This window comes from Pseudomonas sp. GW823-FHT01D03, from assembly GCF_058798255.1.
In genome coordinates this window covers 2709869-2731383 of the sequence record NZ_JBXAKK010000001.1, presented here as the reverse complement: position 1 = coordinate 2731383, position 21515 = coordinate 2709869, and the positions used below count along the sequence as shown (strand labels likewise).

Here is a 21515-nt window from a genome sequence, read left to right as displayed (position 1 = left end):
GGAAATGTGAAATGGACACCACTCAATGGCTCGGATTGTTCGAGCGCGCCTTTCAAGGCATGGAGAAGAATCTTGAGCAAGTGCTGCAACTCAACAGTTGCCGCGAGCATTGGATTCAAGCCCAAATCAGCCTGCAAGCCTGGTTCGAAGATGAGATCGAGATCTGGACGGATCTGCCGATAGGCGACCGACGCAAGGCAGACCTGTACTCATTGGACGACAACGGTGCTCAGAGGATGGTCGCCGAAATCAAGTGCCTCGGCGATGTCTCGCAGGCCAAGTGCCTGGAAGGCGACTGGTCGGTGCGGGCCGATGTTGATCGGTTGCGCTCTTTCGAATGCCCCACCCGCCTGTTCGTCCTGGTCATCGCCAAAGGCGAACGCGAAACCAATACCGGGCGCCGTCTTCGCGAAGATGAGTGGGTGGATGGCCGGACATGCGTAACTGTGGATCTGCAATTTGCCCTGGTTCGGATGTGGGCGTTGTAAGTCAGGTCTTCATCCACTTTTGAACGCGACATGGGCCACTGCGAACGAGGACTGCCAGTGCTAATTGTCTTCAGCGGCCTGCCGGGAACCGGAAAGACCACCATCGCCAGATCACTCGCGACCCGGCTGGGTGCAACCTGTCTGCGTATCGACACGATCGAACAAGCCATCCGCAACGCCGGGGTTCTGGCTAATGATGTCGGTACCAGCGGTTACCGGGTCGCCAACGAGCTGGCCATGAACAATTTGCGTCCCGGCCACAGTGTCGTGGTTGATTGCGTGAATCCGGTCGCTGAGAGCCGGCAAGCGTGGGCCGACATCGCGGTTCGCTCGGGCGCGCCGTTGCTCAACATCGAAGTGATTTGCTCAGACCGACGTGAGCATCGTCGCCGGGTGGAGCATCGGCAATCAGACATAACGGGTCTGACTCCCCCCAGTTGGTCTTCTGTTGTGAATCACGAATATGAGGCCTGGACGCAGCCGATCCTTCGGCTCGACACCGCGAGTCTCTCCGTGGATCAGGCGGTGACGATCATCGTGGGAGCTAGCCCTGCTGGCGATTGCGGTGCATGACGATCTCCAGCCCCTCGCCCACCTCCGGCACCTGAAAGTAACGGGTGATCAAATCAAACTCTGCATCCGAAGCGGCAAACTCGTGCTCCGCCAGCGTATTACGCGCATGCAGCCGAGCACGGCAGGTGGCGTCATCCACTTCCAGAAAATGCAGGCAGTGCGGCACTCGCGCGCTATCCGCCAGCCCTCGCAACCACTGCCGATCCGCCACAGTATTGGCCGGAAAATCCAGCACCACACTCACCCCCGCGCTAAGCACATCAATCACCAACGGCCCCAGCACTCCGCGAATCTGCCGCGCACATCGAACGTAATCGGCCACGGATTTGATCTGCTCCGGATACAGCCGCGACAGCCACTGATCCTCACTGAACACAAGCACGCCGTGCTCCTCAGCCAGTGATTTGGCCAGTGTCGATTTGCCCGAGGCGATCTTGCCGCACATCAGGTGTAGTGTGGGTGCACGCATTGGGGACGTTTCCTTATGTCGATTGCTGGATAATGCCCAACACCTGTCAGCGAGGCAATTGAGGCGCATGCCCCAACGAGGAACCCAGATGACCACAATCACCGCACGCCAATGCTCGTCCTGGCTGCTACTCACCCTGCTCGCCACCACCCTGGCGCTGACAGCCGGCTGTTCGAGCAAACGCTACGCCACCATCGGCTCGAACTGCTACGCCAAAGCCGTGCCCACTTCCGGCGAAGGTGGTCTGGCCTGGGGCGACACCTTGAGCATGGCGCGCAAGAAATCGATGAATAACTGCATGCGTTATGCGGGCCGCTCCGGAGGTACGCCGAACACTTGCCAGGTGGTGCAGGCGCAGTGCAAGCGCTGATCGCGCCGATATTGATATTGGCTGACCCGGCCCCTTCGCTGGCAAGCCAGCTCCCACAGGGTTATTGGGTAGATTCAGGATTGGCGGCTGCCAGAGATCCAATGTGGGAGCGGGCTTGCTCGCGAATGCGATCTGTCAGCCAAAGCGATGGCGACTGACACGCCCTCTTCGCGAGCAAGCTCGCTCCCAAATGGGGTTGTGCAGTGGACTCAGAATTAGCGGCTGGCTCCCGCAGGTTTTTCGCTGCAGGTGAGATTGGCGAACGGCCTGACGATCGAATCAGGCTCCGCGCTTGAGCACCGCTGTCGAAACCCGTGGCTGGATCGACTTTTCGATCAGTGCAACGATGTCCTTCGCCCCATAACAACGGAACAGAATGCTGCCAGCATCGGTATCCAGGCAGACGATTTTCGTGATGAAGCCACCTTCAAGCGTGACCTTGCGGATCATCCCCAGCGGCACTCTGATGTCCAGTGTGCCGTCCTGAACCATGCGATTCATGGCGTTGGCATTCAGGTACACAGCGGTATTGGTCAGGGTCATTTTGCCGCCGACCCACAGCCCGCCGTACACCTCCTTGAAACCTTCCAGCACGCCGGCCAATGCGCCGACGTTGCCACTGCCGGCAGCATCGTAAAAATCGCCGACACCTTCGTAATCCACCTCGACGTCAGCCACCAGAAAGTTGACCAGCTTCGACTTCACGACCTTCTCTGCCATCCTTGAATCTCCATGTCCCCAGAATATTCACCCGTGGTGAGGGGATTTATCCCCGATGGACTGCGCAGCAGGCCCGCTTCTTTATTGGTTGAAGAGGCCGGGCCCGCTTCGCGCGCCATCGGGGATGAATTCCCTCACTACAGGTTCACTCAGCGCAAAATGGCTGTCTGCAATCAGCGATTCAAACCCGCCGAATTGGCCCGCGCCGCATGCAGCTTCTTGTAGCTGTCGATCAGACGCAGGTGACGATCCAGCCCTTCGAGCTTCATGCTGGTGGGTGTCAGACCGTAGAAACGCACACTGCCGTTGACCGAACCAATCGCCGCGTCCATGCGCTCGTCGCCGAACATGCGGCGGAAGTTGGCCTCGTAGTCGGCCAGTTCCAGGTCTTCGTCCAGTTCCATTTCCAGGCACACGTTCACCGCCTGATAGAACAAGCCGCGTTCGACGGTGTTGTCGTTGTATTGCAGGAAGGCTTCGACCAGATCCTTGGCCTGCTCGAATTTCTGCAGGGCGAGGTAGATCAGCAGGCGCAGTTCCAGAATCGTCAGTTTGCCCCACGGCGTGTTGTCGTCGAACTCAATGCCGATCAGCGTGGTGATGTCGGTGTAATCGTCCAGCTCGCTGTTTTCAAGGCCTTGAGCGAGGTTACGCAGGCCGACCTTGCTCAAGCTGTGCAGGTTGAGGATGTCAGCGCGGAATTGCAGGGCCTTGTTGGTGTTGTCCCAGATCAGGTCGTCCACCGGGTAGATTTCCGAGTAATCCGGCACCAGGATCCGGCAGGCGTTGGCGCCGAGGTCGTCGTAGACCGCCATGTAGGCTTCTTTACCCATGTCTTCGAGGATGCCGAACAGCGTTGCGGCTTCTTCGGCGTTGGAGTTTTCGCCTTGCCCCGAGAAGTCCCACTCGACGAATTCGAAGTCAGACTTGGCACTGAAGAAGCGCCACGACACCACGCCGCTGGAGTCGATGAAGTGCTCGACGAAGTTGTTCGGTTCGGTCACTGCCTGGCCCGAGAAAGTCGGTTGCGGCAGATCGTTCAAGCCTTCGAAACTGCGGCCCTGCAGCAGCTCGGTCAGACTGCGTTCCAGCGCTACTTCAAGGCTTGGGTGCGCGCCGAACGAGGCAAACACGCCGCCAGTGCGCGGGTTCATCAGGGTCACGCACATCACCGGGAACTCGCCGCCCAGCGACGCGTCCTTGACCAGCACCGGGAAGCCCTGCTCTTCCAGCCCTTTGATCCCGGCGAGAATACTCGGGTACTTCTCCAGTACCTCCTGCGGCACGTCAGGCAAGGCCATTTCGCCTTCGAGGATTTCGCGTTTGACCGCGCGCTCGAAGATCTCCGACAGGCATTGCACCTGGGCTTCAGCCAGGGTATTGCCGGCGCTCATGCCGTTGCTCAGGAACAGGTTTTCGATCAGGTTGGACGGGAAGTACACCACCTCGCCATCCGACTGGCGCACGAACGGCAGCGAGCAGATGCCGCGCTGGGTGTTGCCGGAGTTGGTGTCGAACAGGTGCGAGCCTTTGAGCTCGCCGTCGCGGTTGTAAATGTCCAGGCAGTACTGATCGAGAATCTCTGGCGGCAGCTCGTCTTTCGGGCCGGGCTTGAACCAGCGCTCGTTCGGGTAATGCACGAACTCGGCGGTGGCGATGTCCTCGCCCCAGAACTGGTCGTTGTAGAAGAAGTTGCAGTTCAGGCGCTCGATGAACTCGCCCAGTGCCGAGGCCAGTGCGCCCTCTTTGGTCGCGCCCTTGCCGTTGGTAAAACACATTGGCGAGTGCGCGTCGCGGATGTGCAGCGACCAGACGTTCGGCACGATGTTGCGCCACGAGGCGATTTCGATCTTCATCCCCAGATCGGCAAGAATCCCCGACATGTTGGCGATGGTCTGCTCCAGCGGCAGATCTTTACCGGCGATGTAGGTGCCCGCTTCAGAGGTCGAGTGCGGCATCAACAAGGCTTGCGCATCGGCGTCGAGGTTCTCGACTTCCTCGATCACGAACTCGGGGCCGGTCTGTACAACCTTCTTCACTGTGCAGCGATCAATCGAACGCAGGATGCCCAGACGATCCTTCTCGGAAATGTCCGCGGGCAATTCGACCTGGATCTTGAAGATCTGGTTGTAGCGGTTTTCCGGGTCGACGATGTTGTTCTGCGACAGGCGAATATTCTCGGTCGGGATGTTGCGCGTTTCGCAGTACAGCTTCACGAAGTAAGCCGCGCACAAGGCCGACGACGCCAGGAAGTAGTCGAACGGCCCCGGTGCCGAGCCATCGCCCTTGTAACGGATAGGCTGATCGGCGATCACCGTGAAGTCGTCGAACTTGGCTTCAAGTCGAAGGTTGTCGAGAAAGTTGACCTTGATTTCCATGCGGGTTTACCAGAGAGCAAAAACGAATTGGCGGCCATTATCCGGGTTTTCAGCCTGACGTCTTGTGCTTTTGCGTAATCGCCGCCGGGTGGGCGCTGCTGAATCTTCGCGGGTGCGGACGACAAAAATGCCGCGAGCAGTGAATTATTTCGTGTCTTCTTGTATCTGACGGAAAGAACCCATGCCACCAAAACAATGGCATCGAATCCGTTCAGCTATGAGTGACCCGCATGAAATCAAGGAAAAACAAGGTCAATCCCATCGGATTGAAAGACATCACGATTGTCGACGACGCCAAGATGCGCAAGGCGATCACCGCCGCCGCACTGGGCAACGCCATGGAATGGTTCGACTTCGGGGTGTACGGCTTCGTCGCCTATGCACTGGGCAAGATCTTCTTCCCCGGCGCCGATCCTGGCGTGCAGATGATTGCGGCGTTGGCGACGTTCTCGGTGCCGTTCTTGATCCGGCCGTTGGGCGGCCTGTTTTTCGGTGCCCTGGGCGACAAGTACGGGCGGCAGAAAGTATTGGCCGCAACCATCGTGATCATGTCGCTGAGCACCTTCGCCATCGGCTTGATACCGTCCTACGAGTCGATCGGCATCTGGGCGCCCATCCTGCTGTTGCTGGCGAAAATGGCCCAGGGTTTCTCGGTCGGCGGTGAGTACACCGGCGCCTCGATCTTCGTCGCCGAATACGCCCCCGACCGCAAACGCGGCTTCCTCGGCAGTTGGCTGGACTTCGGTTCGATTGCCGGTTTCGTCCTCGGCGCCGGCGTGGTGGTGCTGATCTCGACGATCATCGGCGAAGAGAAATTCCTCGAATGGGGTTGGCGCCTGCCGTTCTTCCTCGCCCTGCCGCTGGGCATGATCGGCCTCTATCTGCGGCATGCGCTGGAAGAAACCCCGGCGTTTCAACAGCACGTCGAGAAACTCGAAGAAGGCGACCGTGAAGGATTGGCGGGCGGGCCGAAGGTCTCGTTCAAGGAAGTCGCGACCAAACACTGGCGCAGCCTGATGACCTGCATCGGCGTGGTGGCGGTGACCAACGTCACCTATTACATGCTGCTGACCTACATGCCGAGCTACCTGTCGCACAACCTGCACTACAGCGAAAACCGTGGCGTGCTGATCATCATCGCGATCATGGTCGGCATGCTGTTCGTGCAGCCGGCGATCGGTTTTATCAGCGATAAAATTGGCCGCAAACCCTTCATTGTGGTCGGCAGCATCGGCCTGTTCCTGCTGGCGATTCCGGCGTTCATGCTGATCAACAGCGGCAAGATCGGCCTGATCTTCTCCGGCCTGCTGATGCTCGCGGTCTTGCTCAACTTCTTCATCGGCGTCATGGCTTCGACCCTGCCGGCGATGTTCCCCACGCACATCCGCTACAGCGCACTGGCCGCCGCGTTCAACGTCTCGGTGTTGATTGCCGGTTTGACTCCGACGGCCGTGGCCTGGCTGGTGGAAAGCACCAACAACCTGTACATGCCGGCCTATTACCTGATGGTGATTGCCGTGGTCGGCCTGATCACCGGCGTGACCATGAAAGAGACCGCCAACAAGCCCCTGCGCGGTGCTGCGCCGGCAGCGTCGGACCTCGAAGAAGCCAAGGAGCTGCTCAAGGAACACCACGACAACATCGAGCAGAAAATCGAAGACATCGACGCCGAAATCGCCGAACTGGAAGCCAAACGCAAGGAGTTGGTGCAACAGCATCCGCGCATTAACTGATGTGGTGCCCGACGGCGGCCCTGCCCGGGGCTGCCGTCGATCAACACGTCACAGCACGAAGCCGTCACCGATCAAGCGCCCCAGAACCTCCCCCGCCTCACTCAATTCACCCGGTGCCTGCATCAGGCGCAACTCGTGCAGCGGCAACTCGGGTAATCCCTCCTCACTGCTCAGCACGCGCATGCCGGGGCGCACTTGCGCCCGATCAACAATGCCCACCGCCAGTCCGGCTTCGATGGCTGTTTCCAGCGCGCTGGCACCGGCGCTGACAATCACCGCGCGCCACCGGCGTCCCTGCTCGCTCAACGCATCCACGGCAACGCTGCGATAGGGACAACCCTTGCCGTGCAAGGCCAGCGGTACCGGCCGGGTGAGATCCTGCGTGTAGTTGTGCGCGGCGACCCACACTGGCTGGGTCAGGCCCAGCATCCTTACGCAACGCGACGATGGCGGCGCATTGGCGACGACCACCAGCAACGCCAGATCCAGTTGCCCGCGCTCCAGACGCGCACTCAAACGGCCGCTGGCACCCGTTTCGACTTCCAGCTCGATGTGCGGAAAATCTGCCGACAAGTGCGGCAACGTACAGCCCAGGACCGCACCGGCATACTCCTCGGAAATCCCCAGACGGATCCGCCCGCTGGCCAGCGGGGTGCTGAAGCTCGCCAGCAATTGATCGTGGTGACGCAGCAATTCGGCGCTCTGCAGGGCGAAGCGTCGACCCAGTGGGGTGAGGTTGACCGTCTGGTTATCGCGTTCCAGCAAGCGCCCGCCCGCCAGCGCTTCCAGACGCCGAACATGCAGGCTGACCGCCGACGGGCTCTTGTTGAGGAAACTCGCGGCGGCAAGAAATTGCCCGAAGCGCACGATCGCCTGAAAGGTGCGCAACAGTTCGATATCAAGGGCTTCGGCCATGCTTGAGAATTCCTGCATCAGTGGTGCGAATCGTATCGTTTGAATGCATCAGCACCTGATTCATATCATCGAATTCAATCCTCTGTCAGGTGCCATGCGATGAACGTCATGCCTGTTCATTATTCACTGCTGATTGCAATGGTGGTCAGCTGGAGTTCCGGGTTCATTGGCTATCGCTACGTCGCCGATCAAGGCAGCGTGTACCTGGCCTCGTTATGGCGTTTTGTTTTGGCGGCATTGTTGTTGCTGCCGTTCGCCTGGGCTGGCTTGCGTGGTTTGCGCGGTAGAGACATGTGGCATCAGGCACTGCTTGGGCTGTTCGCGATGGGTGGCTACATGGGACCGATTGCCACCTCGATTCAACTTGGCGTCACGCCGGGCACTGCGTCGCTGTTTGCCAATCTGTTGCCACTGACAATTGTGCTGCTGGCCGGCAGCGTTCCGGGGCAGCGCACACGTGGCTGGCAATGGCTGGGTTTGGCGCTGTGCGTGATCGGCATGCTGCTGGCCAGCGCTGCGAGTGTCGAGTGGGCCAGTGCGGGGTTGTGGGCCTACTGCTTGCCGTTACTGGCGGTATTGTCGCTGGCGGCGGCGACCTTGTTTGAGAAAGCCCGGCCGGGGGTCGCGATGCCGGCCACCACGGCGCTGTTTATTCAGGTGTGTGCGGTGATTCCTGTGTTTGCGCTGCTGGCAGGCCTTGAGGGTGAATTGCGCCCGCCGATCAGTGCAGACTTCGTCAGTGGCGTGCTGTGGCTGGTGATCTTCTCGACTTTTGGCGGCTACGGATTTTATTGGCTGTGCCTGCAGCGTTTCAGCATGCAGCGCATCAGTGGCGCGCTGTTTCTGACGCCACCGGTGACACTGTTGTGGGCGTGGATGCAGTTCGGCGATCCGCTGAGTGCCAGCGCGCTACTCGGTATCGGTCTGACCCTGGTAGGGTTGCCATTGCTGGGGCGAGCGCCGAGCGAAAAAGTGTGTGCCGTCGGCATCCGCCAGGAAACTAAATCCGCAGGCCACAAGTCACTGACTTAGCGGAGGTTGAGGCATTTCGCCGAACCTCGTTTATTGAAGATGCCAGCGTGGTCACTCATACCGATCGTCGCAACAACCTCTCGCTGGACAGCCTGAATTTCTTCCTCGCCGATGTGCGCGACGGACTCGGGCCGTATCTGGCGATTTATCTGTTGGCAGTTCATCACTGGGAGCCAACCAGCATCGGGCTGGTGATGACCCTCGCAGGCATCGCCGCCCTTGTCACCCAGACACCCGCCGGAGCCCTGGTCGATAACACACGCCGTAAACGAGCGGTGATCGCGATTGCCGCTTTACTGGTGACCGGTAGTTGTGTGGTGTTGCCCTTCGTTACGTCCTTCAGTCTGGTGGCGATCACCCAAGCGCTGAGCGCCGCAGCCGCGTCGGTATTCGCTCCGGCAATCTCGGCGATCACCCTGGGCATCACCGGGCCCCGCGCATTCACCCGGCGCACCGGACGCAACGAGACCTTCAACCACGCCGGTAACGCCTGCGCGGCGCTGCTGGCCGGTGGATTCGCTTACCTGTTCGGGCCGGTGGCGGTGTTCTATCTGATGGCGGTCATGGCGCTGTGCAGTGTTATCGCCGTGAGCTTCGTCGACAGCAACGCCATCAACCATGATCTCGCACGAGGCCTAGACCCAAGCGATGTCGGGCACGGCAAGGCGCCTTCCGGGTTGACAGTGTTACTGACCAACAAGGCGCTGCTGATGTTCGCCGTCTGTTGTGCCCTCTTCCACTTGGCCAACGCGGCGATGCTGCCGCTGGTGAGCCAGAAACTCGCGCAAGTCAACTTGCAGATGGCGACGCCACTGACTTCGGCCTGTATCGTCGCCGCGCAACTGATCATGGTGCCGGTCGCCTTGCTGGTCGGGGCCAAAGCCGATGTGTGGGGACGCAAGCCGCTGCTGCTTGCAGGCTTCCTGATTCTGCCGTTGCGTGGCGTGCTTTATACCTTGTCCGCCGACCCTTACTGGCTGGTTGCCGTACAGATGCTCGACGGCGTCGGTGCGGGGATCTTCGGTGCGCTGTTCCCGGTGGTGGTCAAAGACCTGACCTTGGGCACCGGCCACTTCAATATCAGCCTCGGCGCCCTCTCGACCGTCTTCGGTCTGGGTGCGGCATTGAGCAGTAGTGTCGCGGGGATTGTGTTGCAGGAGGCCGGTTACAACGCGGCGTTTCTGACCCTGGCCGTGATTGCCGGGGTGGCGCTTGTGCTGTTGTGGCTGACGGTGCCGGAAACATTGCAGCGTGTGGGGAATGATGCAAGTGTTCCTGACCGCGAAGCGCCCTTCGGCGCTGCGCCGTAACGGCATGTATTGTTAAGTGGGAATTGCTGATGAGGGTGAAAGAATTTGGCTGATAACACGCTTGAGTTCAGCGAAAGTGATCTGGCACAGATGCAGCGCTTCAACCGCAAACTTGCCTGGCTACCGCGGTTTCGCATCCGCAATCGGCTGACGCCGCGCTTGATCCAGACATTGCTGCGCGCCAGTCAAATTGTCAGCGCGGACAAACCGCTCAAACATGACCTGCGTGCGCAAAACACTGTGGTGTATTCGCAAGGTGCTTCAGTGCCCGTCCGAATCATCCGCCCGCAGGGAAAGGCTCAAGGTGTGGTGCTGGATTACCATGGTGGCGGCTGGGTGATCGGCAATGCGCGGATGAACGACGACCTCAATATCGGCATGGTCAAGGCATGCAACGTGGCGGTGGTATCCGTCGACTATCGGTTGGCCGTCAATACACCGGTTGAGGATTTGATGGAGGATTGTCTGTGCGCCGCACGCTGGCTGCTGAGCGACGATTGCACGGAGTTCGTCGGCCTGCCGGTGATCGTTGTCGGAGAATCGGCGGGCGCGCATCTGGCAGCCGCCACCCTGTTAGCGCTCAAAGCATCACCCGATTTGCTGCAGCGGGTCAGCGGCGCCCTGCTCTATTACGGCGTCTACGATCTCGCGGGCACCCCGAGCGTGCACTCGGCCTCTGCTGAAACGCTGGTACTCGACGGCCCGGGCATGGCCGAGGCGCTGCGCCTGCTGACGCCAGGTTTGAGCGATGATGAACGCCGGCAGCCGCCACTGTCTCCGCTGTACGGCGACTTGAGCGGATTGCCACCGGCGTTGATGTTCACCGGTGAACTGGATCCTCTGCGCGACGACACGCTGGAACTGGCTGAACGCTGGCAACAATCAGCACCGGTTGAAGTCCATCTGCTGCCCTCTTCCGCCCATGGCTTTATCCATTTTCCGACCACCATGGCTAGCCGTGTTCTGACCTACAGCCGGGTGTGGCTTTCGCGTCAGATCGGGGCAAAAACAAGCAGTTAGGGCCTGTATTGGCAGGCAAACCACTTTCCTGCGGGCAAAACAAAACCCCAACTGCTTTCGCAATTGGGGTTTCGGAATTTAATCTTGACGATGACCTACTCTCACATGGGGAAACCCCACACTACCATCGGCGATGCATCGTTTCACTTCTGAGTTCGGGATGGGATCAGGTGGTTCCAACGCTCTATGGTCGTCAAGAAATTCGGGTACTGACTCGTGACCGGTTGGCCTCGCTTCAGCAAATCGGGTATGTGATACAGGTGTTTGTGAGCATCGCGAACTTTCGGTTCATTGCGTCTTCACACACCGCAATCTGGTCTCTTTCGAGCATTCAGATTGCTTGGGTGTTATATGGTCAAGCCTCACGGGCAATTAGTATTGGTTAGCTCAACGCCTCACAGCGCTTACACACCCAACCTATCAACGTCGTAGTCTTCGACGGCCCTTCAGGGAACTCAAGGTTCCAGTGAGATCTCATCTTGAGGCAAGTTTCCCGCTTAGATGCTTTCAGCGGTTATCTTTCCCGAACATAGCTACCCGGCAATGCCACTGGCGTGACAACCGGAACACCAGAGGTTCGTCCACTCCGGTCCTCTCGTACTAGGAGCAGCCCCTCTCAAATCTCAAACGTCCACGGCAGATAGGGACCGAACTGTCTCACGACGTTCTAAACCCAGCTCGCGTACCACTTTAAATGGCGAACAGCCATACCCTTGGGACCGGCTTCAGCCCCAGGATGTGATGAGCCGACATCGAGGTGCCAAACACCGCCGTCGATATGAACTCTTGGGCGGTATCAGCCTGTTATCCCCGGAGTACCTTTTATCCGTTGAGCGATGGCCCTTCCATACAGAACCACCGGATCACTAAGACCTACTTTCGTACCTGCTCGACGTGTCTGTCTCGCAGTCAAGCGCGCTTTTGCCTTTATACTCTACGACCGATTTCCGACCGGTCTGAGCGCACCTTCGTACTCCTCCGTTACTCTTTAGGAGGAGACCGCCCCAGTCAAACTACCCACCATACACTGTCCTCGATCCGGATAACGGACCTGAGTTAGAACCTCAAAGTTGCCAGGGTGGTATTTCAAGGATGGCTCCACGCGAACTGGCGTCCACGCTTCAAAGCCTCCCACCTATCCTACACAAGCAAATTCAAAGTCCAGTGCAAAGCTATAGTAAAGGTTCACGGGGTCTTTCCGTCTAGCCGCGGATACACTGCATCTTCACAGCGATTTCAATTTCACTGAGTCTCGGGTGGAGACAGCGCCGCCATCGTTACGCCATTCGTGCAGGTCGGAACTTACCCGACAAGGAATTTCGCTACCTTAGGACCGTTATAGTTACGGCCGCCGTTTACCGGGGCTTCGATCAAGAGCTTCGCGTTAGCTAACCCCATCAATTAACCTTCCGGCACCGGGCAGGCGTCACACCCTATACGTCCACTTTCGTGTTTGCAGAGTGCTGTGTTTTTAATAAACAGTCGCAGCGGCCTGGTATCTTCGACCGGCATGAGCTTACGGAGCAAGTCCTTCACCCTCACCGGCGCACCTTCTCCCGAAGTTACGGTGCCATTTTGCCTAGTTCCTTCACCCGAGTTCTCTCAAGCGCCTTGGTATTCTCTACCCAACCACCTGTGTCGGTTTGGGGTACGGTTCCTGGTTATCTGAAGCTTAGAAGCTTTTCTTGGAAGCATGGCATCAACCACTTCGTCACCCAAAGGGTAACTCGTCATCAGCTCTCGGCCTTAAGATCCCGGATTTACCTAAGATCTCAGCCTACCACCTTAAACTTGGACAACCAACGCCAAGCTGGCCTAGCCTTCTCCGTCCCTCCATCGCAATAACCAGAAGTACAGGAATATTAACCTGTTTTCCATCGACTACGCTTTTCAGCCTCGCCTTAGGGACCGACTAACCCTGCGTCGATTAACGTTGCGCAGGAAACCTTGGTCTTTCGGCGTGGGTGTTTTTCACACCCATTGTCGTTACTCATGTCAGCATTCGCACTTCTGATACCTCCAGCAAGCTTCTCAACTCACCTTCACAGGCTTACAGAACGCTCCTCTACCGCATCACTTGCGTGATACCCGTAGCTTCGGTGTATGGTTTGAGCCCCGTTACATCTTCCGCGCAGGCCGACTCGACTAGTGAGCTATTACGCTTTCTTTAAAGGGTGGCTGCTTCTAAGCCAACCTCCTAGCTGTCTAAGCCTTCCCACATCGTTTCCCACTTAACCATAACTTTGGGACCTTAGCTGACGGTCTGGGTTGTTTCCCTTTTCACGACGGACGTTAGCACCCGCCGTGTGTCTCCCATGCTCGGCACTTGTAGGTATTCGGAGTTTGCATCGGTTTGGTAAGTCGGGATGACCCCCTAGCCGAAACAGTGCTCTACCCCCTACAGTGATACATGAGGCGCTACCTAAATAGCTTTCGAGGAGAACCAGCTATCTCCGAGCTTGATTAGCCTTTCACTCCGATCCACAGGTCATCCGCTAACTTTTCAACGGTAGTCGGTTCGGTCCTCCAGTCAGTGTTACCTAACCTTCAACCTGCCCATGGATAGATCGCCCGGTTTCGGGTCTATTCCCAGCGACTAGACGCCCTATTAAGACTCGCTTTCGCTACGCCTCCCCTATTCGGTTAAGCTCGCCACTGAAAATAAGTCGCTGACCCATTATACAAAAGGTACGCAGTCACCCAACAAAGTGGGCTCCCACTGCTTGTACGCATACGGTTTCAGGATCTATTTCACTCCCCTCTCCGGGGTTCTTTTCGCCTTTCCCTCACGGTACTAGTTCACTATCGGTCAGTCAGTAGTATTTAGCCTTGGAGGATGGTCCCCCCATATTCAGACAAAGTTTCTCGTGCTCCGTCCTACTCGATTTCATGACTAAGAGATTTTCGCGTACAGGGCTATCACCCACTATGGCCGCACTTTCCAGAGCGTTCCGCTAATCTCAAAGCCACTTAAGGGCTAGTCCCCGTTCGCTCGCCACTACTAAGGGAATCTCGGTTGATTTCTTTTCCTCAGGGTACTTAGATGTTTCAGTTCCCCTGGTTCGCCTCTTGCACCTATGTATTCAGTACAAGATAACCATCTTATGATGGCTGGGTTCCCCCATTCAGACATCTCCGGATCAAAGTCTGTTTGCCGACTCCCCGAAGCTTTTCGCAGGCTACCACGTCTTTCATCGCCTCTGACTGCCAAGGCATCCACCGTATGCGCTTCTTCACTTGACCATATAACCCCAAGCAATCTGGTTATACTGTGAAGACGACATTCGCCGAAAATTCGCAAAACTCTTAAGAGTCACTCACAAATTTTACCTTAGCCTGATCCGTTACCAGTGAAAGTAACGTTCAGTCTATCTTTCTATCACATACCCAAATTTTTAAAGAACGATCTAATCAAAAGACTAGAAATCAGCATTCACCATCACAGCGATGGAATGCTCATTTCTAAGCTTTTAAACTTCAGAAGCAGTGGTGGTGGAGCCAAGCGGGATCGAACCGCTGACCTCCTGCGTGCAAGGCAGGCGCTCTCCCAGCTGAGCTATGGCCCCGTATTTCTACAGGTTTCCCACACAAAAATTGGTGGGTCTGGGCAGATTCGAACTGCCGACCTCACCCTTATCAGGGGTGCGCTCTAACCAACTGAGCTACAGACCCAATTTCGGGCTGCTTCTATCGTCTTCTTCAATGAATCAAGCAATTCGTGTGGGAACTTATGGAGCAGCTGATGTCGTCGATTAAGGAGGTGATCCAGCCGCAGGTTCCCCTACGGCTACCTTGTTACGACTTCACCCCAGTCATGAATCACACCGTGGTAACCGTCCTCCCGAAGGTTAGACTAGCTACTTCTGGTGCAACCCACTCCCATGGTGTGACGGGCGGTGTGTACAAGGCCCGGGAACGTATTCACCGCGACATTCTGATTCGCGATTACTAGCGATTCCGACTTCACGCAGTCGAGTTGCAGACTGCGATCCGGACTACGATCGGTTTTGTGGGATTAGCTCCACCTCGCGGCTTGGCAACCCTCTGTACCGACCATTGTAGCACGTGTGTAGCCCAGGCCGTAAGGGCCATGATGACTTGACGTCATCCCCACCTTCCTCCGGTTTGTCACCGGCAGTCTCCTTAGAGTGCCCACCATTACGTGCTGGTAACTAAGGACAAGGGTTGCGCTCGTTACGGGACTTAACCCAACATCTCACGACACGAGCTGACGACAGCCATGCAGCACCTGTCTCAATGTTCCCGAAGGCACCAATCCATCTCTGGAAAGTTCATTGGATGTCAAGGCCTGGTAAGGTTCTTCGCGTTGCTTCGAATTAAACCACATGCTCCACCGCTTGTGCGGGCCCCCGTCAATTCATTTGAGTTTTAACCTTGCGGCCGTACTCCCCAGGCGGTCAACTTAATGCGTTAGCTGCGCCACTAAGAGCTCAAGGCTCCCAACGGCTAGTTGACATCGTTTACGGCGTGGACTACCAGGGTATCTAATCCTGTTTGCTCCCCACGCTTTCGCACCTCAGTGTCAGTATCAGTCCAGGTGGTCGCCTTCGCCACTGGTGTTCCTTCCTATATCTACGCATTTCACCGCTACACAGGAAATTCCACCACCCTCTACCATACTCTAGCTTGCCAGTTTTGGATGCAGTTCCCAGGTTGAGCCCGGGGATTTCACATCCAACTTAACAAACCACCTACGCGCGCTTTACGCCCAGTAATTCCGATTAACGCTTGCACCCTCTGTATTACCGCGGCTGCTGGCACAGAGTTAGCCGGTGCTTATTCTGTCGGTAACGTCAAAATTGCAGAGTATTAATCTACAACCCTTCCTCCCAACTTAAAGTGCTTTACAATCCGAAGACCTTCTTCACACACGCGGCATGGCTGGATCAGGCTTTCGCCCATTGTCCAATATTCCCCACTGCTGCCTCCCGTAGGAGTCTGGACCGTGTCTCAGTTCCAGTGTGACTGATCATCCTCTCAGACCAGTTACGGATCGTCGCCTTGGTGAGCCATTACCTCACCAACTAGCTAATCCGACCTAGGCTCATCTGATAGCGCAAGGCCCGAAGGTCCCCTGCTTTCTCCCGTAGGACGTATGCGGTATTAGCGTTCCTTTCGAAACGTTGTCCCCCACTACCAGGCAGATTCCTAGGCATTACTCACCCGTCCGCCGCTGAATCCAGGAGCAAGCTCCCTTCATCCGCTCGACTTGCATGTGTTAGGCCTGCCGCCAGCGTTCAATCTGAGCCATGATCAAACTCTTCAGTTCAAACATCTTTGGGTTTTTAAGAAACCCTAAACTTGGCTCAGCAATCGTTGGTTACATCTTTGATTTCTCGCGGAGTAACTTGTGATGCTGATAATCTTGTTGACTATCAGTCTGACTCCACAAGCACCCACACGAATTGCTTGATTCAGTTGTTAAAGAGCGGTTGGTTAAGATCTTTCGTCTCAACCGAGGCGCGCATTCTACAGCAGCCTCATTTGCTGTCAAGTGATTATTTTCAGAAGTTTTCGAAGAATTCTTCAACAACTTCAACCACTTGCGCTTCCGATCTCTCGTCAGCGGGAGGCGAATTCTACAGCGTTACACGCTGCTGTCAACACCTCTTTTTCACCGCTTTCGACCGAGAAGATCGAACCGTCAAAAGAGCCAAACATCACCGCCCTTTCAACTCCTTCCAGGCTTCGATGAACTGAAGCAACTCGCTGTCGAAAATCGCATAACTCATTGAATCTCAAGGAGTTTTCCGTTTCGACTGCGCCGGAAGTGGGGCGAATTATAGACCTCCTGAATCTGCCGTCAACCGTTAATTTCAGTTTTCTATCAATGCACCGAAAAAGCCTGCTTATATATAGACGCACCGTCAGCGGATGCGCAGCATACGGTCCATCGCCTGAAGCAATTTGCGATGATGCCTCACAATGACAGCCCAACTTCCTGGATCTTCCCCCATGCCCGGCTCCCGAGTCCGCCCTACCCCCGCCCCCCTACTCAATCCAGGCGAGACCGTGGTGCTGTTCGACGGCGCCTGCAAGCTATGTAACGGCTGGGCGCGTTTTCTGATTCGTCATGACAACAAGCAGCAAGTGCGCCTGGCGGCAGTGCAATCGCCAGAAGGTCAGGCCTTGCTGGCATGGGCCGGTCTCCCGGTGGACGAGTTCGACACTATGGCGGTGATCCGCGACGAGCATTACTGGGTGCGCTCCGATGCGTTCTTCGAAGTCATTGCACAACTGCCGGCTCGTTGGTCGCCGGTCAGGCTTCTGCGAGTTTTCCCACGAGCACTTAGAGATTGGGCCTACGACCGCGTCGCACTGAATCGCTATCGGATCTTCGGCAAGTACGACAGCTGCCTGTTACCCGACCCCGATCACGAACGACGCTTTCTCAAGTCGCCGGTGTGAATGCTCAGCTACAACATCAACTGCAGCCACTGCCCCGGCGTCATCTTCGTCACCATCATCAGCACGATCACGAACATCCCGAGAAACCCGCAAACGCCCATCCAGAACCACTGCCGATAAACAGCCCGGTAACTAGCATCAAGCCCTGCCCCACATTGCACCGCATCCGCCGCCATCCCCTGCAAACGTTTCTGCAGCAACAGCACCGGCAACCAAAGCGAACCCACTATAAAGAAGAGGATCAGCGACATCAGCACCCAGTCCGTGGTCAAGGGCAACCCGGAAAGCCTAGTCAGCCAATAACCCGTCGCGATCTGGATGAATCCCGCCGGCGTAGTGATCCAGGCGTCATGGCGCACGACCATTTTCGCCATATGCGCAATCACTTGCGGATTGGCCGTGCGACTGGCGGCGATCAGGTACAGATAGGAACCCATGCCGAAGCCGAAGAGGAAAATCGCAGCGGTGACATGCAAGTACTTCACGCTCAGATAAAGCATGCTCAACGCATCCCGCCAGAGAAAATCACGGACAGGCCAAGATTCTGCGGATCGTTGATCGCTGCCATGTATTCGTCGACGCTGATCTCACCGACACAAGGACGGGCTCCCGGTTCGGGCAAGTAACCTCGAGCGATCTTCGCGGCCAGAGCGACGGCAGCACAACTAGGGATCTCCGGCCCCTTGTCATTCAGCGCGGTCAGTTGCGCCGTCATCGACAACGGCTGGTCGTTCAAGCCAACACCTCGCACATCTATATACATCGCACTTTTGCCATCACCGAAACGCTCAAACCATGTCCCCCACCGATGCAACCGGGCCGCCCACACCCTGTGGTCACGCACCAGCCCTTTCCTCATCGCCAGCGCAAACAGATAATTGGCCACGCCGCCGAGCTTGAGGCCAGCGCCAGCTTTGAAACTCAACGTGTGCGCACCAAAGCGGCTGGCAAAGATGTCCATGTCCGGTACATCAACATTGGCCAGCGCGCGAGTGCCCAGGTTCTGCAGCTTGCGCAGGGTCAGGTCCTCCCAACCCATCACCTCATGCACTTGACCATTGCGCAACTGGCGGATCGGTTTGCCCGCATACGCCAGCACACCCTCGATCGTCGACAATCCCGGCATTTTCGCTGACGAGGAAATGCCGTGTTCGATCGAATCGATGCGTTTGAAGCGATAGCGCTGCTCATCGATGATCGCCGACGACAGCGTCGGCACCGAACTGCAACCACTGAGGATGGCGACACCGGCCTCTCTCGCCCGTGCATCTAGTGTGCCGATGCCATTGACGAACGTCCGGCAGTCCGCCAGATCGCAATAGCTCACGCCCGCCTCGATGCAGCTTTCGGCCACCGCATAGGATTGCCCCTGAAACGGGCCGCCCGTGTGAACCACCAGTTGAATATTCATCGCACGCAGAGCGGCGGCGAAACCGGCGCTCATTGCGTCACCACACCAGCGCTCGCAGCTCGCCCCCAACTCGGCGACCTTGCCTTCCAGCTTCTGCGGATCGCGCCCCGAGATCGCCAGTTCGATGCCCGGCATATCGATCAGATGCCGACAAACGATACTGCCAAAGTTTCCATACCCGCCAACCACTAACACCCTGAGTACCATCAACGCTTCCCTGAACGATTCAACTCTGCCCATAACCGGGTTCGGCGCAGCTTCCCTGATATCATTGGGCCAAGCAAGCCTGCGTCAAAGGGCGGCGATGTAGTAACGTCAGCGCCTCGACAACGGAGGTTGATATGAGTAAACGAATCATCGTCATCGGCGCGGGAATCGTCGGCGCGTCATTGGCGTATCACCTCGCCGTGAAAGGTGCAAAAGTGGTTGTGATCGAGGCCGGTGAGATTGCGTCCGGTGTGACGGGCTGCTCATTTGCCTGGATCAACACTTCGCACGGCGGTCACGACTCCGTTGCGCCGCTGCGCGCAGCGGCCATCGCAGAATACCGCCGACTTGAATCCGAACTGCCGGGGCTGAAGGTGCGCTGGACTGGCGCATTGTCTTACGGCGATGGCTCACTTCAAGCGCCTTCTATATATAGCGCGCAGATTCTCGAGCTTGAACCCAACCTCAAACATCCTCCAGAACGGGCGTTCTTTGCCGCCGAAGAAGGCGCGCTGGATGCCGTGCAGGCAACGCGGGCCTTGATTGCAGGTGCGCAGGCGCATGGAGCGACTCTGCTTACCCAGACGCCAGTGCTCGGTTTGCAGATTCTGGACGGTATCGTCAGCGGCGTGATCACTGCGACGGGCAAGCACGATGCCGACGTTGTCGTACTGGCAGCCGGAACCGCCACCCCGCTGTTGGTGGATCAACTGAACGTCGCCCTGCCCATCGACGCCTCACCCGCAATATTCATCCGTTACCAAACCCAACCGCAGCGAGTGAACACGATCATCTCCAGCCCTGACATGGAAATCAGGCACGACGCCGACGGTAATCTGCTCGCTGCGGAAGACTATATAGATGAAGCGCCGCAAAACAGTGCGCAAGCCATCGCGCAGAGAACGGCCAACGCCATCCAGCACGCGCTGCACGGGGTGCTATCCATAGAGCCGCAACTGGCGTGCGTCGGCCTGAGACCGATGCCGGTCGATGGCATTCCAGTCATTGGCTATCTGCCCAACCTCAGTGGTGCCTATGTTTGCGTCATGCATCCGGGCGTGACACTGGCGGCAGTCGTAGGACGACTGGTGGCCGAGGAGATCGTCGGGGGAGGCTTTGCGACCGCGTTAGCGCCGTGTCGGCCGGATCGATTCCAATCACCGGTTTGAGCAACTCTCCCGCGATAAAATGCAGCGCTGGCGATGGGATGCCGACTTGTACGATGTCTTATCACAGGGTATTACTAGGTCTCCTCAACAAAAATAAAACCACGGAGGTCGCTACATGGACTCATTCCTGTCCGCCAAGCCTCAAAGCCTTGACCACGCGAAAGGCAATACCCGCCGCAGTTTCCTGAAAAAGTCGCTCGCTGTTTCCGCCACGCTCGCCACCGTCGGCAGCGCCGCACTACCCCGCTTTTCCGATGCCGCCGAACCCTTGAGTCAGCGCTACCCTGATCCACTGATTCACATCCTCGACGACAGTTTCCTTGAGCTACGCGTTTTCAACGCCAGTGTTGAAAAACTCGCCACCGGCATGCGCTGGGCCGAAGGACCGGTGTGGGTCGGTGATGGCCGCTATCTGTTGGTCAGCGACATCCCCAATAATCGCATCATGCGCTGGGACGAAATCACCGACTCCTTCACGGTGTACCGCGAACACTCAAACTTTTCCAACGGCATGTGCCGGGATCGCCAAGGGCGTCTGATCGTTTGCGAAGGCTCCACCACCACTAGCGAAGGGCGCCGCATCACGCGCACCGAACACAATGGCACGATCTCCGTACTGGCCAACAGCTTCGACGGCAAGCCCTTCAACTCGCCCAACGACATCGTCTGCAAAAGTGACGGCTCGATCTGGTTCACCGACCCGCCATTCCAGACCAGCAATAACTACGAAGGCCACAAAGTCACCCCGACCCAACCCCACGCCGTGTACCGCATCGACGGCGAGAGCCAAAAAGTCACTCGGGTAATCGACGACCTCAACGGCCCCAACGGCCTGTGCTTTTCTCCCGATGAAAAGACCCTGTATGTCGTCGAAGGTCGCGCCAAGCCCAATCGCCTGATCTGGGCGATTGCGGTGAAAGACGACGGCACCCTGGGCGAACGCCGCAAGCACATCGAAGGGTTGGACTATGCCGCGATTGACGGCATCAAGTGCGACGAAGCGGGCAACCTGTGGTGCGGCTGGGGCGGCAATGGTGATCCCAAGGCCGACCTGGAAAAACTCGACGGCGTGCGTGTTTTCAATTCGCAGGGCAAGGCCATCGGGCACATTTCCCTGCCAGAGCGCTGCCCGAACTTGTGCTTCGGGGGGCGCGAAGGCAATCGACTGTTCATGGCCAGTAGTCACTCGATCTACTCGCTGTTTGTGAACACTCGTGGGACGACGTTTGCGTTGTAGAAACAACGCGAGTTTCACGATAGTTCCTGAGTATCGAAACAAGCTCCTGCCGCG

Annotated in this window: 16 protein-coding genes, 2 tRNA genes and 3 rRNA genes; 10 read left to right on the top strand and 11 right to left on the bottom strand. The window is 57.4% G+C overall.

Going from position 1 to position 21515, the window contains the following annotated elements; translation table 11 throughout:
• The first annotated feature begins 11 nt into the window (after positions 1-11).
• Together AC1RBR_RS11895 and AC1RBR_RS11890 are read left to right on the top strand one after the other, a co-directional pair.
• Complete coding sequence (locus AC1RBR_RS11895) at positions 12-488, top strand: hypothetical protein (protein ID WP_492564515.1); 477 nt, start codon at positions 12-14, stop codon at positions 486-488.
• 57 nt (positions 489-545) lie between these two features.
• Entirely contained in the window at positions 546-1061 is a 516-nt protein-coding gene (locus AC1RBR_RS11890) for a P-loop nucleotide/nucleoside kinase family protein (protein WP_492564513.1), read from the top strand.
• Here AC1RBR_RS11890 and AC1RBR_RS11885 read toward each other — a convergent pair.
• Positions 1033-1530: a P-loop nucleotide/nucleoside kinase family protein gene (locus AC1RBR_RS11885; RefSeq protein WP_492564511.1), complete on the bottom strand. Its 498-nt coding sequence runs from the start codon at positions 1528-1530 to the stop codon at positions 1033-1035. The genes AC1RBR_RS11890 and AC1RBR_RS11885 overlap by 29 nt on opposite strands.
• 88 nt (positions 1531-1618) lie before the next feature.
• Between AC1RBR_RS11885 and AC1RBR_RS11880 the strand changes: the two genes are divergently transcribed.
• Positions 1619-1900 carry a hypothetical protein gene (locus AC1RBR_RS11880; protein ID WP_095135309.1) on the top strand — a complete coding sequence of 94 codons (282 nt, stop codon included), beginning with the start codon at positions 1619-1621 and terminating at the stop codon, positions 1898-1900.
• Between the two features lie 279 nt (positions 1901-2179).
• Here the strand turns inward: AC1RBR_RS11880 and AC1RBR_RS11875 are convergent, their stop codons facing one another.
• Together AC1RBR_RS11875 and AC1RBR_RS11870 are read right to left on the bottom strand one after the other, a co-directional pair.
• Positions 2180-2620: a hypothetical protein gene (locus AC1RBR_RS11875; RefSeq protein ID WP_204896571.1), complete on the bottom strand. Its 441-nt coding sequence runs from the start codon at positions 2618-2620 to the stop codon at positions 2180-2182.
• A 173-nt stretch (positions 2621-2793) separates the two neighbouring features.
• The gene (locus tag AC1RBR_RS11870; RefSeq protein ID WP_492564508.1) at positions 2794-4998 is read right to left on the bottom strand and encodes an OsmC domain/YcaO domain-containing protein; all 2205 of its coding nucleotides are present in this window, start codon (positions 4996-4998) and stop codon (positions 2794-2796) included.
• A 230-nt stretch (positions 4999-5228) separates the two neighbouring features.
• On the opposite strand from AC1RBR_RS11870, the gene proP reads away from it, so the two are divergent.
• Entirely contained in the window at positions 5229-6731 is a 1503-nt protein-coding gene (gene proP / locus AC1RBR_RS11865) for a glycine betaine/L-proline transporter ProP (RefSeq protein ID WP_115987582.1), read from the top strand.
• A gap of 48 nt (positions 6732-6779) precedes the next feature.
• On the opposite strand, the gene AC1RBR_RS11860 is transcribed toward proP, so the two are convergent.
• The gene (locus AC1RBR_RS11860; RefSeq protein WP_492564506.1) at positions 6780-7646 is read right to left on the bottom strand and encodes a LysR substrate-binding domain-containing protein; all 867 of its coding nucleotides are present in this window, start codon (positions 7644-7646) and stop codon (positions 6780-6782) included.
• 99 nt (positions 7647-7745) lie between these two features.
• On the opposite strand from AC1RBR_RS11860, the gene AC1RBR_RS11855 reads away from it, so the two are divergent.
• From AC1RBR_RS11855 to AC1RBR_RS11845, 3 genes are all read left to right on the top strand, one after another.
• Entirely contained in the window at positions 7746-8678 is a 933-nt protein-coding gene (locus AC1RBR_RS11855) for a DMT family transporter (RefSeq protein WP_492564504.1), read from the top strand.
• Between the two features lie 47 nt (positions 8679-8725).
• On the top strand, positions 8726-9988 hold the full coding sequence (locus AC1RBR_RS11850) for an MFS transporter (protein ID WP_492564502.1): 1263 nt from the start codon (positions 8726-8728) through the stop codon (positions 9986-9988).
• Positions 9989-10078: 90 nt separating this feature from the next.
• Entirely contained in the window at positions 10079-11008 is a 930-nt protein-coding gene (locus AC1RBR_RS11845; protein WP_166496922.1) for an alpha/beta hydrolase fold domain-containing protein, read from the top strand.
• Positions 11009-11090: 82 nt separating this feature from the next.
• Here AC1RBR_RS11845 and rrf read toward each other — a convergent pair.
• The 5 genes from rrf to AC1RBR_RS11820 all read right to left on the bottom strand — a co-directional run bounded on the left by rrf (position 11091) and on the right by AC1RBR_RS11820 (position 16298).
• Positions 11091-11206: ribosomal RNA gene (gene rrf, locus AC1RBR_RS11840) — 5S ribosomal RNA — on the bottom strand.
• A gap of 153 nt (positions 11207-11359) precedes the next feature.
• Positions 11360-14251, bottom strand: a 23S ribosomal RNA gene (locus tag AC1RBR_RS11835).
• 247 nt (positions 14252-14498) lie between these two features.
• Positions 14499-14574: transfer RNA gene (locus tag AC1RBR_RS11830), tRNA-Ala, on the bottom strand.
• Between the two features lie 29 nt (positions 14575-14603).
• Positions 14604-14680 (bottom strand) — tRNA-Ile (locus tag AC1RBR_RS11825).
• 81 nt (positions 14681-14761) lie between these two features.
• Positions 14762-16298, bottom strand: a 16S ribosomal RNA gene (locus AC1RBR_RS11820).
• Together the 16S, 23S and 5S rRNA genes with 2 tRNA genes alongside form the textbook arrangement of a ribosomal RNA operon.
• 686 nt (positions 16299-16984) lie before the next feature.
• Here AC1RBR_RS11820 and AC1RBR_RS11815 point away from each other — a divergent pair.
• Positions 16985-17437, top strand: coding sequence for a thiol-disulfide oxidoreductase DCC family protein (locus tag AC1RBR_RS11815; protein ID WP_492564500.1), 453 nt, complete (start codon positions 16985-16987; stop codon positions 17435-17437).
• Between the two features lie 8 nt (positions 17438-17445).
• Here AC1RBR_RS11815 and AC1RBR_RS11810 read toward each other — a convergent pair whose 3' ends face one another.
• Both AC1RBR_RS11810 and AC1RBR_RS11805 read right to left on the bottom strand, forming a co-directional pair.
• On the bottom strand, positions 17446-17937 hold the full coding sequence (locus AC1RBR_RS11810) for a DUF2269 family protein (RefSeq protein ID WP_492564499.1): 492 nt from the start codon (positions 17935-17937) through the stop codon (positions 17446-17448).
• Positions 17938-17939: 2 nt separating this feature from the next.
• A complete protein-coding gene (locus AC1RBR_RS11805) occupies positions 17940-19055 on the bottom strand; it encodes a saccharopine dehydrogenase family protein (RefSeq protein WP_492564497.1) in 1116 nt (371 codons plus the stop codon).
• Between the two features lie 134 nt (positions 19056-19189).
• On the opposite strand from AC1RBR_RS11805, the gene AC1RBR_RS11800 reads away from it, so the two are divergent.
• On the top strand, positions 19190-20224 hold the full coding sequence (locus AC1RBR_RS11800) for an NAD(P)/FAD-dependent oxidoreductase (protein WP_492564495.1): 1035 nt from the start codon (positions 19190-19192) through the stop codon (positions 20222-20224).
• A gap of 115 nt (positions 20225-20339) precedes the next feature.
• Positions 20340-21461 (top strand): SMP-30/gluconolactonase/LRE family protein, encoded by a 1122-nt coding sequence (locus AC1RBR_RS11795; protein WP_492564494.1) that lies wholly within the window; start codon positions 20340-20342, stop codon positions 21459-21461.
• Positions 21462-21515 lie beyond the last annotated feature (54 nt).